13 protein-coding genes and 1 tRNA gene are annotated in these 16,669 nt (G+C 65.1%); 11 read left to right on the top strand and 3 right to left on the bottom strand.

The annotated features are described in order from the left end of the window. The first annotated feature begins 68 nt into the window (after positions 1 to 68). The 6 genes from C8J25_RS14645 to C8J25_RS14620 all read left to right on the top strand — a co-directional run bounded on the left by C8J25_RS14645 (position 69) and on the right by C8J25_RS14620 (position 12,785). Complete coding sequence (locus C8J25_RS14645; protein WP_244187132.1) at positions 69 to 2,267, top strand: autotransporter assembly complex protein TamA; 2,199 nt, start codon at positions 69 to 71, stop codon at positions 2,265 to 2,267. After that, complete coding sequence (locus C8J25_RS14640; protein ID WP_107955113.1) at positions 2,267 to 6,499, top strand: translocation/assembly module TamB domain-containing protein; 4,233 nt, start codon at positions 2,267 to 2,269, stop codon at positions 6,497 to 6,499. The genes C8J25_RS14645 and C8J25_RS14640 overlap by 1 nt, the downstream gene beginning before the upstream one ends. A gap of 69 nt (positions 6,500 to 6,568) precedes the next feature. Beyond that, entirely contained in the window at positions 6,569 to 8,050 is a 1,482-nt protein-coding gene (locus C8J25_RS14635) for a flavin-containing monooxygenase (protein WP_107955111.1), read from the top strand. A gap of 445 nt (positions 8,051 to 8,495) precedes the next feature. Next, positions 8,496 to 9,848 (top strand): EAL domain-containing protein, encoded by a 1,353-nt coding sequence (locus tag C8J25_RS14630; RefSeq protein ID WP_208622611.1) that lies wholly within the window; start codon positions 8,496 to 8,498, stop codon positions 9,846 to 9,848. A 5-nt stretch (positions 9,849 to 9,853) separates the two neighbouring features. After that, on the top strand, positions 9,854 to 12,328 hold the full coding sequence (locus C8J25_RS14625; RefSeq protein ID WP_244187153.1) for an ATP-binding response regulator: 2,475 nt from the start codon (positions 9,854 to 9,856) through the stop codon (positions 12,326 to 12,328). Positions 12,329 to 12,392: 64 nt separating this feature from the next. After that, a complete protein-coding gene (locus tag C8J25_RS14620) occupies positions 12,393 to 12,785 on the top strand; it encodes a response regulator (RefSeq protein WP_056063121.1) in 393 nt (130 codons plus the stop codon). Here the strand turns inward: C8J25_RS14620 and C8J25_RS14615 are convergent. Further along, a complete protein-coding gene (locus C8J25_RS14615; protein WP_167397727.1) occupies positions 12,782 to 13,651 on the bottom strand; it encodes a class I SAM-dependent methyltransferase in 870 nt (289 codons plus the stop codon). The two genes, C8J25_RS14620 and C8J25_RS14615, sit on opposite strands and share 4 nt — an antisense overlap. Positions 13,652 to 13,711: 60 nt before the next feature. On the opposite strand from C8J25_RS14615, the gene C8J25_RS14610 reads away from it, so the two are divergent. From C8J25_RS14610 to C8J25_RS14595, 4 genes are read left to right on the top strand one after another with little or no spacing between them, the layout of a single operon-like run. After that, positions 13,712 to 14,434: a ComF family protein gene (locus C8J25_RS14610; protein ID WP_107955344.1), complete on the top strand. Its 723-nt coding sequence runs from the start codon at positions 13,712 to 13,714 to the stop codon at positions 14,432 to 14,434. 32 nt (positions 14,435 to 14,466) lie between these two features. Next, entirely contained in the window at positions 14,467 to 14,721 is a 255-nt protein-coding gene (gene grxC / locus C8J25_RS14605; RefSeq protein ID WP_056063132.1) for a glutaredoxin 3, read from the top strand. Further along, a complete protein-coding gene (locus C8J25_RS14600; protein ID WP_107955109.1) occupies positions 14,721 to 15,548 on the top strand; it encodes a carbon-nitrogen hydrolase family protein in 828 nt (275 codons plus the stop codon). Before grxC ends, C8J25_RS14600 begins: the two co-directional genes overlap by 1 nt. After that, positions 15,545 to 15,976: a DUF1178 family protein gene (locus C8J25_RS14595; RefSeq protein ID WP_107955107.1), complete on the top strand. Its 432-nt coding sequence runs from the start codon at positions 15,545 to 15,547 to the stop codon at positions 15,974 to 15,976. Before C8J25_RS14600 ends, C8J25_RS14595 begins: the two co-directional genes overlap by 4 nt. Before the next feature lie 28 nt (positions 15,977 to 16,004). On the opposite strand, the gene C8J25_RS14590 is transcribed toward C8J25_RS14595, so the two are convergent. Continuing rightward, positions 16,005 to 16,094, bottom strand: a tRNA-Ser gene (locus C8J25_RS14590). A gap of 119 nt (positions 16,095 to 16,213) precedes the next feature. Here C8J25_RS14590 and C8J25_RS14585 point away from each other — a divergent pair. Continuing rightward, entirely contained in the window at positions 16,214 to 16,477 is a 264-nt protein-coding gene (locus C8J25_RS14585; protein WP_107955105.1) for a hypothetical protein, read from the top strand. Between the two features lie 4 nt (positions 16,478 to 16,481). On the opposite strand, the gene C8J25_RS20780 is transcribed toward C8J25_RS14585, so the two are convergent. After that, positions 16,482 to 16,637, bottom strand: a complete 156-nt coding sequence (locus C8J25_RS20780; RefSeq protein WP_167397726.1) for a hypothetical protein — start codon at positions 16,635 to 16,637, stop codon at positions 16,482 to 16,484. Positions 16,638 to 16,669: the final 32 nt, after the last annotated feature.

Below are 16,669 nucleotides of genomic sequence, written 5' to 3'. Positions count from 1 at the left end.
CCTATGTGCGTTACGTGGACGAAGATGGGGGTGAATCGAGCACGATCGCTGCCTGTAAAGGGGATCGTGTGACAGCTTCTAACAGCCGGCATCATTGGCTCGCTCTGGCGTTGGTAGCGTCGACAACGGGATTCGCGGGCGTCGGTTCCGCGCAGTTGGTGAAGCCGGGCACCGCCCCGGCCAAGGGCCCCGATGCGCCCAAGCCAAGCGATCAGCCGCAGTCGAACGACCCGCGTTCCGACGCGCCTATCGTGCCGGATGCCGAGTTCGACAGCGCCCTGCCGCCGTTGAGCGGTGACCTGAATGCGCCATTGGAAGCGATGGCGCCGCTGCCTGCTCCATCTACTCAGACACCTGCGACGCCAGCCACGGCAACGGCCCCCGCGACCACGCTGGCGGGCGACGTCCTGCCGCCGACCGGCCCGAGCGATCCGCAACTCGCGCAGCCGCTGACGCCGCTGTCGAGCTTCGACACGACCCCGCTCCAGACCGCGGCGGACATCAAGGACAAGGACGCGCCGGAGATCCGCTACGAGACCGCGACCAAGGGTCTCGACAAGGCGGGCGACGGGCTCGAAGGCGAATACAAGGCGCTGTCCGCGCTCGCCGAGGGCAAGGGCAAGGCGGCGAACGCTACGCAGGTCGCAGCGCGTGCGCGCGAGGACGAGGCGCTCGCGGTGCGGCTGTTGAAGTCGCTCGGCTATTACGATGCGACCGCGATCTCCACGATCGAGACGATCCCCGACGCCGACAAGTCCAAGCCCGCGCGGCTGAAGGCGACCGTCAGCGCGCAACCCGGCCGGCTCTATTCGCTGTCGTCGATCACCGTGAAGGCGGACGCGACGACGCCCCCCGACCTCGTCCGCACGCAATTGCCGCTCAAGGTCGGCGATCCGATCGAGGCCGCGCGCATCCAGGGTTCGGAGGCGAATGTCAGCCTGACGCTGCCGCAGCAGGGCTATCCGTTCGTCAAGGTCGGCGAGCGCGACATCCTGCTCGACGACCAGACCCCGACCGGCGCGTACACGCTGCCCGTCGATACCGGTCCGCGGTCGTCGTTCGGGCAGCTTCGCACCGAGGGCGATCCGGTCTTCAACCTGGAGCATCTGAACCTGTTCCCGCGCTTCAAGTCGGGCGAACTCTACGACAACCGGATGACCGACGATCTGCGCGATGCGCTGGTCGCGACGTCGCTGTTCTCGACGGTGTCGGTCGAGCCGGTCCGTACCGGGACGATCAATCCCGACGGCACCGAGCAGGTCGACCTGCTGGTCCGCCAGAGCGAGGGCAAGCCGCGCTCGCTCGGCGGCAATGTCGGGTTCTCGACCGGGCAGGGCTTCCGCGCGGAAGGCACGTGGCAGCACCGCAACCTGTTCCCGTACGAGGGCGCGCTGATCGGATCGGTGATCGCCGGTACGCAGGAGCAGGGTGTATCCGGCACGTTCCGCCGCGCCAACGCAGGCCGCCGCGATCGCACGTTCAGCCTGACCGCGGGCGCGAACCATTCGAATTACGACGCTTATGACGCGTTCACGACCAGCGTTGGCGTTCGCTGGAGCTACGATTCGACGCCGATCTGGCAGAAGCCGCTGACCTATTATTATGGTGGCGAGCTCGTCGGGACGAACGAGAGCGTTTACGATTTCGGGCGCGGCGAGAACGTCCGACGCACCTACGGCATCGTCGCGCTGCCGGGCCAGGTGCGGTTCGATCGTTCCGACAGCCTGCTCAACCCGACCAAGGGCTACCGTCTGACGCTGAACCTCAGCCCCGAGACCTCGGTGCAGGGGTCGGTCAAGCCGTACGTCCGCACGATGATCGAGGGGACGTTCTACTACCCCGTCTCCAGCAGCATCGTCATCGCCGGGCGCGCCAAGGCCGGTTCGATCCAGGGCGTCTCGCGCGACGACCTTGCGCCATCGCGGCGCTATTATGGCGGCGGCGGCGGATCGGTGCGCGGCTACGGGTATCAGCGGCTCGGGCCGTTCGATCCCAACGGCGATCCGGTCGGCGGGCGCTCGCTCAACGAATTCGCGCTCGAGGCCCGCTACCGGTTCGGCGATTTCGGCATCGTGCCGTTCATCGACGCCGGCAACAGCTATGAGAGCAGCACGCCGAACCTGTCGTCCCTGCGCTACGGCGCGGGTATCGGCGGGCGATTCTATACCAGCTTCGGCCCGATGCGTTTCGATGTCGCGACGCCGCTGAACCCACGCGAGGGCGACGGCAAGATCGCCCTCTACATCTCGATCGGGCAGGCATTCTGATGGCCGAAAACGGCGTTCCTGAGGTCGAGCAGACCGTTATCGTAGAGCGGCGCCCATTGTGGCAGCGCACCCTGAAATGGCTCGCGATCCTGGTCGTCGGTCTGGTCGCGCTCGTCCTGATCGTGCTGTTCGGGATCAACACCGATCCGGGTCGGCGTCTCGTGGCCGACCAGATCGGCGGCTACACCACTGCGTCCGGCCTCAACATCAAGGTCGGCCGGATCGACGGCTCGATCTACGGCGCGATGACGCTCAGCGACGTGCGCGTGTCCGATCCCAAGGGTGTGTTCCTGACCAGCCCGAAGCTCGCCGTCGACTGGCGCCCGTTCGCGTTCGCCAAGAACCATGTCGATGTACGCTCGCTGACCACGCCGCTGGTCACGCTGCAGCGCCGCCCGGTGCTCAAAGCGACGCCGACCGATCCCAACGCGCCGCTACTTCCCGATCTCGACATCGACGTGAACCGCTTGGTGATCGATCGCTTCCTGATCGCCAAGCCGGTCACCGGCCAGACGCACATCGTCAAGATCGACGGTGCGGTCCACATCGCCGACAAGCGCGCGCAGCTGACCACCAACGCGACCGCGCTGACCGGCCCGGGCATCGCCGGTGGCGACCGCCTCGTGCTCAAGCTCGACGCGGTGCCCGAACAGAACAAGCTCGACGTCAATTTGAAGCTGACTGCACCGGTCGGCGGCGTCGTCTCGACGATGGGGTCGTTCAAGGCGCCGTTGACCGCGACCGTCGATGGTCGCGGCAGCTGGGCCTCGTGGCAGGGTCGCGCGGTCGCGACGCTTGGCGGCGGGCAACTCGCCAACCTCGGGCTTACCGCGAAGAACGGCCACATCGAAGTACGTGGTTCGACGCGTCCCGGCCTGTATCTCGAAGGTCCGGTCGAGCGCCTGACGTCGCCACAGCTCGACGTGGCGATCGATACCACGCTCAACGACCGCAAGGCCGACACGCGGATGACGCTGAAGTCGGACGCGCTCGCGGTCGACGCCGGTGGCCTGATCGATCTCGCGAACAGCCGCTTCGGCAATTTCGCGGTGAACGCGAAGCTGCTGACGCCGGGCGCAATCCTGCCGAACCTGCGCGGTCGTGATGTCACGGCACGCGTCGTCCTCGACGGTGCATTCGCGACGCCGACGGTCGACTACAAGGTCCGCGCCGCCACGATCGCGTTCGGCGACATGGGCGTCGAGAACCTCTACGCCGAGGGTCTCGCGCGCGTGAACTCCGACCGCATCCTGGTGCCAGTCAAGGCGCGCGCACGTCGCGTGACGGGCCTGAACGCGGCGGTCGGCGGTCTCGCGACTAACGTCGCGATCGACGGCGACTTCGCGATCTCGGGCGTCAACGTCCTGTCCGACAACCTCAAGATCCGCTCGGACAAGATCGATGCGACCGCGGTGGTCGTCGCGAACATGGCGACCGGGCGCTACACCGGCGCGCTCAAGGGGCGGATTAACAACTACCGCGTCGACGGGATCGGCATCGTCAACCTGACGACCGACGCCAAGCTGGTACCGGGGCCGAAGGGCGGCTTCGGGATCACCGGCCGCGTCGTCGCGCAGACCTCGCAGATCTTCAACGAAGGCGCGCGCAGCTTCCTCGGCGGCAACGCGATCGTCCGTTCGGACATCGGCTACAGCCCCGAGGGCATCGTCACCTTCCGCAATCTCCGGATGAACGCGCCACAGTTCCGAGTCACGCGCGGCGAGGGCCGGTTCGATCCGGCCACTGGCGCGGTGCTGGTGAATGCCGATGCGTATTCGACCGCCTACGGCCCATTGTCCGCCCGCGTCACGGGCAGCGCGACGGCTCCCGTCGTCGTCCTGCGTGCACCGCGGCCGGGCGTTGGCGTTGGCCTCGTCAATCTCAACGCGCGTATCGTCGGCCGTGGCGGCGCCTATGCCGTCACCGCGAGCGGCGGCACCAATTACGGGCCGTTCACCGCCGACGTGCTGGTAAAGCCGGGCGCGCAACTCGCGGTCGACGTGCGCCGCGTGGTGTTCGCCGGGATCGTCGGCAGCGGCCGCATCGTCCAGACCGCGGCCGGCCCGTTCGCGGGCGCACTCCAGTTCGCCGGGCAGGGCCTGTCGGGCAACGTCCGCCTCGCCAACCAGGGCGGCTACCAGCGCGCCGACGTCGCAGCGCGCGCCAACGGCGCCAAGATCCCCGGCATGGTCGACTTCACCATCGGCCGCGCGATCGTCAACGCCACCGCGGTGCTGACGCCGACGCCACAGATCGTCGCCGACGCACAGGTCGCGGACATGCGCTACGGCGCGATCGTCCTCTCGGCGGCACGCGCAAAGGTGAACTATGTCGGCGGCAACGGCACAGCGCAGGCGCTGCTGACTGGTTCGAACGGCGTCCCGTTCCGCCTCGCGGTCAACGCCAAGCTCAGCCCCAACAATTACCTCGTCGCTGCACAGGGCCAGGCCAACGGCATTGACTTCCGCACCGTCAACCCGGCGCGCATCCAAGCGGTGAAGGGCGAGTATCGCCTGTCGCCGACCCGGATCGACTTCGGTGGCGCAGGCGGAGGCTCGGCGCGCTTGGCAGGCAGCTACGGCCGCGGCACGAACGCACAGGTCCGACTCGACCGCCTCGACTTGTCGACGCTCTCCGCCCTGGTCCCGAACCTCGGTATCGGCGGCAAGGCGACCGGCAGCCTCGACTTCTCGCAGGCGAATTCTGCCGCACTGCCGACCGCCGACGCACGCGTGACGGTCACCAACTTCACCCGCTCGGGGCTCGCTGCCGTCTCCGATCCCGTTGACATCGTGTTCGCCGGAACGCTCGGCGGCGAGGGTGCGACCGGTCGTGCGCTGGTGCGTCGCGGGACGTCGGTGATCGGCCGCATGGTCGCGAACCTGCGACCGCTGCCAGCCGGCAACGGTTCGTGGAGCACGCGCCTGATGGCCGCGCCGCTATCGGGCGGGATCCGCTATAACGGCCCATCCGCGGTGCTGTTCAGCTTTGCCGCGATCCCGAACCAGCAACTGTCGGGGCCGATCGCGGTCGCTGCCGACTTCTCCGGGCGCCTGTCCGCACCCCAGCTCAACGGTGTCGTCCGTGCCGACAACCTGACCTACGACAACGAGACCTATGGTACGCGTCTGTCGCAGATGCGGATCGCCGGGCGGTTCTCGAACACCGACCTGCAACTGACGCAGTTGAGCGCGAAGGCCGGCGACGGTACCGTGCAGGCACAGGGCACGATCGGGTTCGCGGCGGACAGCGGCTTCCCGATCGATCTCCGCGCGACGCTGAACAATGCGCAGCTCGCCAAAAGCGACGCGATCAGCGCGACCACAACGGGCACGGTTCACCTCACCAACGGGCGCAATGGTGGCCTGATCCAGGGCGATCTCCAGATCCCCGAGGCACGCTACCAGATCATCCGTCAGGGCCAGGCCGAGGTTCCCGAACTGACCGGCGTACGTCGCAAGAGCGACATTCGCACGCCGGTCTCGACCGATCGTTCGGACGTGCCTGCGATCGGCAAGTTCAAGCTCGACCTCCGGGTGCGCGCGCCGAACCAGCTGTTCGTCTCGGGCATGGGCCTCGAATCCGAGTGGGAGATGGACATGCACATCGGCGGCACGTCCGCCGCGCCGATCGTTACCGGCGGCATGGACGTGGTCCGCGGCACCTATTCCTTCTCGGGCAAGCGGTTCGAGGTGAACAAGGGGCAGATCCGCTTCCGTGGCGGCGCGCTGACCGACCCGGATATCAATATCCAGGCGACCACGACCACCAGCGACATCACCGTCGTCATCAACGTCACCGGGACCGGCCAGAAGCCGCAGATCGCGTTCACGTCGACGCCGGTCCTGCCGCAGGACGAAGTGCTCAGCCGCCTGTTGTTCGGGTCGAGCCCGGCCAATCTGTCGGCGACCGAGGCGATCCAGCTGGCGTCCGCGCTGAACTCGCTGCGTGGGTCGGGCGGCGGCGGTCTGAACCCGCTCGGCAAGCTGCGCTCGGCGACCGGTTTCGACCGGTTGCGCGTGCTCGGCGCCGACCAGGCGACCGGGCGTGGCACGAGCCTTGCTGCGGGCAAGTACATCACGAAGAACATTTATGTCGAGATCGTGACCGACGCGAAGGGCTTCACCTCGACGCAGCTCGAGATCGCACTGACCAAGGCGCTGAGCCTGTTGTCGGCCGCGGGATCGAGCGGCGGACAGAGCGCGAGCGTGAAATATACGAAGGACTATTGAGTAAAGATCACAACAGGATAGGTTCGGTTATGAAACCTACGGCGCAACGCCGGGGCGCGAGGATGCAGCATGACCGAACATGTCGACGTGATCGTGGTGGGCGCCGGCATTTCCGGGATCGGCACCGGCTACCACCTCCAGACGCGCTGCCCTGATCGCAGCTACATGATCCTCGAGGGTCGGCAGTCGATGGGCGGGACGTGGGACCTGTTCCGCTATCCCGGCATCCGCTCCGATTCGGACATGCACACGCTGGGATTCGTCTTCCACCCCTGGACGGCGGCCAAGTCGATCGCCGACGGCCCCTCGATCCGTGCTTATGTCGAGGAGACGGCGCAAGCGTACGGAATCGATCGGAAGATTCGCTACGGCCATCACGTCAAGGCCGCGGCGTGGTCGACCGAGGACGCGCGCTGGACCGTCGAAGCCACCGGCCCCGATGGCCCGGTAACGCTTACCTGCAACTTCCTCTCGATGTGCGCGGGCTATTACAATTACGCCAAGGCCTATTCGCCCGAGTTCGAGGGGGCGGACAGTTTTGCCGGGCAGATCGTCCACCCGCAATTCTGGCCCGAGGACCTCGACTATAGCGGCAAGAACGTCGTCGTGATCGGCAGCGGCGCGACCGCCGTGACGCTCGTCCCGTCGATGGCGAAGACCGCGGCCCACGTGACGATGCTCCAGCGCTCGCCAACCTATATCGTCGCAAGGCCGGGCGAGGACGGCGTGGCGAACTGGCTGCGCGGCAAACTGCCGGCTAAGGCGGCCTACGGCATCACGCGGTGGAAGAACGTGTTGATGGGGATGTTCTTCTACCGGATGGCCCGCAAGAAGCCCGCGGTCGTGAAGGAGCGGATGATCGGCATGGTCCGCGATCAGCTCGGCCCCGACTATGACGTCGCGACGCATTTCACGCCGCGCTACAACCCGTGGGACCAGCGCGTCTGCCTGGTGCCGGACGGCGACCTGTTCACAGCGATCAACGCCGGTACCGCCTCGATCGTCACCGACACGATCGCGCGGATCACGCCCGACGGCATCCACCTCGATTCGGGCAAGGACCTGCCCGCCGACGTGATCGTCACGGCGACGGGGCTCGAACTGCAACTGATGAGCGGCGTCGCGTTTAGTCTCGACGGCAAGCCGGTCGAGCTTGCCGGCCGCCTTCAGTACAAGGGCATGATGTTCGACGGCGTACCGAACCTGTCGTCGACCTTCGGCTACACCAACGCGTCGTGGACGCTGAAAGCGGACCTGACGGCGATCTACATGTGTCGTCTGTTGAACACGATGAAGAAGCGCGGCCTGCGGCAGGCAACGCCGTTCAACGACGATCCGACCATGAAGAGCGAGTCGTTCCTCGATTTCACATCGGGGTACGTGCAGCGCGCCGCTGCGGCTTTACCGACGCAGGGAGAGCGCAAGCCGTGGAAGCTGAACCAGAATTACGCCCTGGACGTGCTCGCGCTCAAGTTCGGTTCAATCGATGATGCGATGCGGTTCTCGAACCCGGTGCGGGCTCCGGTGCGGCGCGAGAACGTTACCGCCTGAGGGTACCGTTTTTAGTCCCGACTAGCAGTCGGGGCATCCAGGATCGGCGCGGGGTTTGCCTAAGCAGGTTCACGCTTCGCCGATGGGAAGACTATAAACCAAAATCAGCGCGTAGCTGGCGGGCAGTTGCGTCGAAGTGCCTCGGTCCAGACAGCAGCCACTTTAAAGTGTCGGCCCGAACACCGAGGCGCGTCCTTATTCGACGCCTCCGCAATGTTCGAGCCGACCGGCATTCACCAGGGGCGAATGCCTTCGCCGTAAACGAGCGCGATAATGAGCTTCAGCATGTTTTGCTCCCTAATTGGCACCGAGAAGGTGCCGGTCCCGAATATCGGTTAATGAAGCGTTAAACAATAACATTTGTAATTTGTTAACCATCTTCTTGGCGTCCGGGCGTGCTAGGTGCTTAAGGGTATATTTATGCGTCCGAGCTATTCGGATTGGGATGAGCCACATTCCGCACGGTCAGGTCGAAGGCAGCCCGCATTTGGGGGGCATTCGGCTGTTGGACGCCGACCTGTCGATAAAGCGCACGCGGGATGCGATTTTCCAGGCCTCACAAGGGTCTTGGCGGTTTCTCGTAATCGCCGAGGTTGCGAATTTTGCGGTGTTGCGACGTCATCTCGGACGATCGAGGGCGGACACCGTGATAGTCGATGTCGCGGCGAGGATCGCCGATACGCTGCCCGACGCCAGGGTCATGGTCGCGGGACGCGACACGGCGGAAATCGTCTTCGAGAGCGAGGCACGGCTAGCCTTGGACGTTGCAATCGCCGCGCTGGAAATTGCGTTCGAGGACCCGTTCGACATCGACGGTGAGTCGTATGTGATCCATATCCAGTTGGGCGCTGCCGCCGCCTCGGCGCACCGCGACGAGGTCCTGCTCATAGAAGAGGCCGAGCACGCGTTGCGCGAAGCCCGGGCCGAACGAATCACGATCGCGCGGGACGTGACCGGCAACCCGGCGGCAATGGATCGTGCCGAGCTATCGCTGGACCTGACGCGTGCGATCGAAAAGGAGGAACTGTTCCTCCAATACCAACCAAAGGTTCATCTCCGTCGCCAGGAGGTCACGAGCGTCGAGGCGCTGGTCCGCTGGAACCACCCGACACGCGGGCTCGTGCTGCCCAACGACTTCATTCCTCTGGCCGAGGAGTCGCGGGATATCGTCGCACTTACGTTGTGGACGATCCGCCGTTCGATTGCCGATCAGAAGGCGCTGGCTGCCAGTGGTCACGACCTCCGGATTTTCATCAACATCGCGGGGGCATTGCTCGCCGACAAGCGCTTCGTTCGTCGCGCCTGCGAGTTGGTGCAGGCGAGCGGAGCGCAACTCGGGTTTGAGATCACGGAGACGTCAGTCATCCGTGACCCGGAAAGCGCGATCGCGAACCTCAAGATATTCGCGGATATCGGGATCGTCATCGCGATCGACGATTACGGCGCCGGCTTGTCGTCGCTAGCGTATCTTAAGCAGTTGCCGGCACGCGAACTGAAGATCGACAAGCTTTTCGTGACGCAACTCACGAGTTCGAATCGCGACCCGCTGATCGTCCGCTCGACGATCGACCTCGCGCACGCGCTCGAGATGGAGGTGGTCGCAGAGGGTGTCGAGACCCAGGCGGCGATGGCCCTGTTGTCGGTGATGGGCTGCGACATGATCCAGGGCTTCCTCATTAGCCGACCGATCAACCTCGATGCGCTGATCCACTTTCTCGATGATGGAAAGTATCAGGCTTTGGCAGCCGATATGCGCGCGCCGTTCAATCGGCTCGCGACCGTCTGGAAGCGCGCTTGATCGCAATGGCGCAGCGCTGGATCGTAGCGGCCGCCGCCGTAGCCCTGACGTTCATCGGTCCAGCCGTGTCAGCGCAACCGGCGATCGTCCAGGCAGAGGACGTTGCTGCCGACCGATACGAGACGACGGTCGCGGATGCCAATGCGACGATGCTGGTCGATCCGGCCAAGGCGTTGCCCAAAGCGATCGTCGCCGAACGCCTTGGTGCACAAATCGCCGACGAGAAAGCTCGCGGCATCGCGATCGCCACCGCGCAATGGCTGCAAGGCGAGGCTTATCTCCGGATCAATACCCCCGACAAGGCGGATGTGCTTATCCGGGGGGCACTTGCGGCGGTGAAACGGTATCAGCCAAAGTCGAAGCTTCATGCCGACCTGCTCATATCGATGGGTTGGCTCGACAGCTATCAGGGCCATGTCGGCAATGCACTGATCGACTATCAACTGGCATTCGGTATCTACCGAAAGCTTGGCGATGCCCGGGGGCAGTCGCGGGCGCTGGTCTTTATCGCGTTGCTCTACACGCAGGCCAAGGACCCCGAGACGTCCGATCGCTATTATCAGCAGGCGCTCGATATCTATCGGGGGGACGTCAATATCGCCGTCTCGGTTTACAACAACCGTGCCTTGGTGTTCGCGGAGGACAAACAATACAAGAAGGCCGCGGAGCAGTTCAAGAACGCGCTCGATCTCGCGAAGCAGCTTAACAGCAGGAACCTGCTCGAGCTGATTTATATGAACATCGCGCGCGTACAGCTCGAACTTGGCAACCTGACGCTGGCGGACCGGGCTATCGCGAACGGGCGGGCGATGGCCGATCCCAGTGACCCAAGTCTCGCAGGGCGCCTGACGGCAACGGCAGCGCAGGCGGCGTTGCAACATGGTGACCTGCCACGCGCTAATCGATTGATCGAAAGCGCGCTGGTCGGGATCGATCCGAAAACCACGGGCATTTCGTACCGCGATTTTCATCAGACCGCGTACAATGTCTTCACGGCAACGGGCGACACCACTTCGGCGCTGGTCCATCTGCAAGCCCTCAAGCGCCTTGACGACGCTGGCACCAAGCTCGCCACCGACACGAAGACCGCGCTGATGGCGGCGCGGTTCGACTTCGCCAATCAGGAGTTGAGGATCAGCCAACTCAAGGCCAGCGAATTGCAGCGCAGTATCGCGTTCGAGCGCACGCAGGCGCGGACCCAGCGGAATATCTTCATCGCGACGGGGGCTGCGGTCGCGGTCGTCATCGTTCTGCTGGCGATCGGACTGGTTACGATCCGTCGCAGCCGGGATCAGGTACGCGCGGCCAACGACGACCTTGCGACGACGAACAGCGCATTGGGCAAGGCTCTGGCTGCCAAGACCGAGTTCCTGGCCACGACCAGTCACGAGATCCGGACGCCGCTGAACGGTATTCTGGGCATGACTCAGGTGATGCTGGCGGACCCGACGCTTCCGGCGGACATGCGCGACCGGCTTGGCGTGGTGCATGGCGCCGGGATCACGATGCGGGCGCTCGTCAACGACATCCTGGACGTCGCCAAGATGGAAACCGGCAACCTGACGATCGAGGCGGCTCCGTTCGACGTCTGCGCAACGGTGACGGACGCGGCGCGGATGTGGGAAGAGCAGGCGCGCGCGAAAGGCCTTTCCTTTACCGTCGATGTCGGCGGTTGCCCTGCGATGATCATGGGCGACGCCGCACGGGTTCGACAGATCGTCTTCAATCTCCTGTCGAACGCGCTGAAGTTCACCAAAGCGGGCCATGTCGCGCTGAGCATCCAGGTCGGCGACGACGACCGACTGCGCGTCACCGTCACCGATTCCGGCATCGGTATTCCCGCCGACAAAATCGAGGAAATCTTCGAATCGTTCCGTCAAGCCGATGCCGGGACGACACGACAGTTCGGTGGTACTGGCTTGGGACTGTCGATCTGTCGCAATCTGGCGCGTGCCATGGGCGGTGACGTGTCCGTCAGCAGCATCGTAGGGCAGGGGGCGACCTTCACGCTCGTCCTGCCGCTGATCCGTGCCGACACGGAGGCGGTCGAGATCGTCGAAACGGAGACGCGACCGGGCACGCTGATCGTCGATCGCAACCCGATCACGCGCAGCATGTTCAAGACCTTGCTCGCGCCTTACGGCGGCCCGATCGCCTTCGCAGCTTCGGTCGACGAAGCGGTCATGCGTCTTGCCGATCGGGACGTCGCGCGCGTGCTGATCGACGATGCGACGGTGCGCGCAAGCGACGACGCGCTGGGCGGACTGTCGCGGATTGCCGAAGCGGCGTATATTTCGGGAACCGAGACGACGTTGCTATGGCCTGTCGCTGCAGAGAAGGAGCGTGAAGAATTGCTGCGTACGGGGATCACGCGGGTCGTTGCGAAGCCGGTGAGCGGGAGTGCGCTGATTGCGATGATGTTCGATGAATCGGTATCGACGAACGGAGCGAATCCCGACCTTGTATCGCATGCTGCATGAGGCGTAGAGGCCTGCATATGGCCAAGATATATCCTCCTTTGATCTATGTTAAGTGGGGGTTACGGTGAACGTTTTGTTCATCGAGGACGACCGGATGAACCGTCGTGTCGTCAAGGATATGCTCGACGTTGCTGGCGTATCGATGGTCGAGGCGGAAAGTGCGGAACGCGGTCTCGAAATCCTTGATGAACAGGAGTTCGCGATGATCCTCGTCGATCTGCGGATGCCGGGCATGGATGGTATCACCGCGATCGAACATATTCGTGCCCGGCAGGACGCCAAGGCCAAGGTGCCGATCATCGTCGTTACCGCGGATATCGCGCCCGATCTGCGGGAGCGCTGTCTGACGGCGGGTGCAGACGATGTTATTTTCAAGCCGGTCGCGATGGATTCGCTGTTCGACGCGATGGGTGTGATCCTGGCACGCGGGGCCGAAGGCGACGGTGTGATCGGCTAGGCGCCGCTTTGATCGTGGCGTCCTAGCGCTGCACCGAGCGATGCAGTCGCGCTGCCGCGTTTCGCTGGCTTGGGCTGCGAAGGGTCCGGCGACCAGCCGGTCAGGAACACGATCTGGAATGTCTCGTGGGTTCGGCCACGATCGTCCGACGCGCCAGCGAAGGCTGCGGCGGCCCGTCCAACGGTGGCGGACGCGAGCGGCTGCCGCTGCGCGAGTATGTTGCTTGCCGCCATCCCGCGCAGATCACCGAACAGCCTCCCGAGATCGCGGTATCCGACGTCGAGCGTTTCGACATCGGCGACGGGCAAGGCGAACCCTGCACGCATCAGCAGGTCGCCGGCGGATCGTACGTCGATCTGCGGATGGAGACGCGCGGCGGGCCGCTCGCTTTCCGCGGACCTCAGTGCGCTGCGCAGTGCCGGCAAACTCCCCGCACCGACGAACGCGCCGAGAAACAGGCCGTCGGGGCGGAGCACGCGGCGGATCAAGGACAGCGCGCCCGGCAGGTCGTTGACCTGATCGAGTACGCCAGCGCTCACCACAAGATCGAACGAGGCATCGGCGAAGGGGAGACGATCCTCGTCTGCCTGCACGCCGCCTGGCTTGGCGGCAAACGCGAACCCCGCATCGCAGCGCGCCACTCGCGCACCCGGCGGTGGGGTGAAGGCGCCGTCGAAACAACCGAGATCGAGGATGTCGGTAAAGTCGCGCGTCACCGCATCCAGCCGCTCGGCGATCCCGTCGAGCATCGTCGCGCGCAGGAAATCATGCTCGGCATAGCCCGGCGCGGCGCGGTCCCGGCGGACACGGCGCGCGGCGCGGTCGAAGATCTCGGGGGCGGAGTTTGCTGAAACGATATCGGACACGTCTCCGCTTGTGCCGTGGTCGCCCGCGTCCGACAAGGGCTGGCACTCATGGGGGGCTGGATGACAATACTCGCCCCGTTCCGCTTCATCGCCGGGATCGCCTTGCCGCCGCGATGCGCCGGTTGCGGTACGCCGGTTGCCGAGGATCACCGGTTCTGTGCGATCTGCTGGACCGGATTGCGGTTCCTGGGGCCGCCTTGGTGCGTTGGCTGCAACATACCCTTCGCGTTCGACCGCGGTGACGACGCACGGTGTGCGGCATGCCTCGCCGGTCCGCCGCGTCATGCCGGAGTCCGTGCTGCCGTCGCTTACGGTCCGATCGCACGGACGCTGGCGCTGCGCCTGAAATATGGCGGTCGTATCGCCTTTGCGGAGACCATGGCCCGACAGATGCGGCGCCTGCTGCCGGACGAGGTCGACTTGCTGGTGCCGGTGCCGCTGCACCGCTGGCGATTATGGTCGCGCGGCTTCAACCAGGCGGCGCTGATCGCCGACGCCATCGCGAAGCTGTCCGGGGTAGGGCACGATCGCACCGTTCTGACGCGGCCCAGGCGAACGATCCTGTTGCGCGGGCTCGGCGGACGACAGCGGGCAAAGGCGGTGTCGGGCGCGTTCGCGGTTACGGCGCCGGGCCGCGTGCGGGGCAGGGCGATCGCGCTGGTGGACGACATCTACACCAGTGGCGCGACCGCCGACGCGTGTACCCGCGCGCTGCTTAAGGCGGGCGCGCGATCGGTCGTGATCCTGTGCTGGGCGCGGGTCTTGCCGGCGTCTGACGATTGACAACGGCAAACCGAGACCACATTTCCCGCCTCATGGCTAAAGTCGAAATCTACACCAAGGCGTTCTGTCCGTATTGCACGCGCGCGCTGAAGCTCCTCGCATCGAAGGGGGTCGAGCCCGAACAGTTCGACGTTACGATGGGGGGCCCGAAAAAGGCCGAGATGGTCGAGCGGTCGGGCGGTCGCATGACCATGCCGCAGGTCTTCATCGATGGAAAGCATATCGGCGGATCGGACGATCTGGCCGCACTCGACGCGAAGGGCGGCCTCGACGCACTGCTCGCCTGATGGCGAAGATCGGCGTCCTCCAGATGACGAGCGGGATCGATCCCGCCGTCAACGCCGCGACGCTGGTCGAAGCGATCAGGGAGGCCGCAGAGGCCGGCGCGGCGATGCTGTTCACCCCCGAAATGTCGGGTCTGATCGACCGCGATCGGTCCCGCGCGGCCGGCTCGATCGTCGCCGAGGATGAAGACCCAGTGCTGGCGGCGGTTCCCAACGCAGCGATGGCGGCGGGCATCTGGGTCCATCTTGGATCGCTGGCAGTACGACGCCCGGACGGCAAGTTCGCCAATCGTGGGTTCGTGATCGACCCGAGCGGCGCAATTCGCGCACGCTATGACAAGCTCCACCTCTTCGACGTCGATCTTCCGTCCGGCGAAAGCTGGCGAGAATCTTCCGCCTATGTCGCCGGCGAGACCGCTACCGTCATCGACACGCCCGCTGGCAAGCTTGGAACGTCGATCTGCTACGACCTCCGGTTCGCCGACCTTTACCGCGCGTTGAGCGATGCTGGCGCGACGATCCTGTCGGTTCCCGCTGCGTTCACGCGACCGACCGGCGCAGCGCATTGGGAAATCCTGCTACGCGCGCGGGCGATCGAAGCGGGCGCCTTCGTCGTTGCGGCAGCGCAGACCGGTATCCACGAGGACGGGCGCGAAACCTACGGCCATTCTCTGGTGATCAATCCCTGGGGCGATGTGCTGCTCGACATGGGCGACACCGCAGGGCTGGCGTTCGCGGAGATCGACCTCGCTCGGATTGAGGAGGTGCGATCGCGTATTCCGGTCCTCGCGCACCGCCGGACGATACCTCCTGTATCGACCATCGGTTGATCGTCTTCGACCTGAAGTGCGGTGGTGGCCATGTGTTCGAGGCGTGGTTCGGATCGAGCGGCGCCTATGAAGAGCAACGCTCGACGGGCCATGTCCGCTGTCCGGTTTGCGACGATGGCACGATCACCAAGGCGGTGATGGCGCCTGCGATCCCGGCCAAGGGCAATAGCAAGCCGGCGGCGCCGACCCCGGAAGCGGTCAAGGCGGCGATGAAGATGCTAGCCACGCGGCAGGCCAAGGCGCTGGAATCATCGGAATGGGTCGGCACCGCGTTCGCCGACCGCGCACGCGCGATGCATCTCGGGGACGAGAAACACGCGACCATCCACGGTCAGGCGAGCCTCGCGGAGGCGAAGGCACTTGTCGAGGAAGGTGTTCCGGTCGCGCCGCTCCCCATGCCGATCATTCCGCCGGGGAAGGCGAACTGATCTCCGAGTGCGTTCGGGTTGTATGGACTGGCGGACGGGGTGGGATTCGAACCCACGGTAGAGTTACCCCTACGGCGGTTTTCAAGACCGCTGCCTTAAACCACTCGGCCACCCGTCCGGATGCTGGCTCGACGCGCACTTAAGCGGTGGTTCGTCGGATCGCAACCATATGGTTCGGAGCGGCGCCGCGGCGGTGGGCAGTTTGCGTTTGCGTGCCGACATCGGCATGGCGCGCGGATGGACCTAGACGCGATCTCGCACCACTTCTTCGGCACGACCGACATCGATACGCTCAGCCCGGAGGCTCTGGAGGCAGGTCGCGAGCGCGTGTCGATCGCGTTCGGCACCGAGCGGAATGCTGGCCGGAAGTTCGCGCTTTGGGCCGTATTGCGCGCGACCGGCGATGCGCCCGACCCGATGCGGGCGTTCAAGGATCCGCGGGAGCAGCGTGCGGCACAGATGTATGCCTCCGCGATCGGAACAGCCGGCGCGGACGACTAGGCGTTCAGGCCGCGCGGCGTTCCAAGAGCGCGCGGTCGATCCGACGGATCAGGTCCGCGATCGGCGGCATATCGCTATCGCAACGACGCCCGCGAAGCGACGGCTGGTCGATCTGCATATGCTTGCCGACAAGCGTGAAGACGTCCTGTTCGCGTGCCATCGAATCCGATCCTTTCCGTTCGATCGGAGTAT

The organism is Sphingomonas faeni, from assembly GCF_003053745.1.
GTDB classification, from domain to species: Bacteria; Pseudomonadota; Alphaproteobacteria; order Sphingomonadales; family Sphingomonadaceae; genus Sphingomonas; species Sphingomonas faeni.
This window is presented reverse-complemented; position numbering and strand designations above follow the sequence as displayed.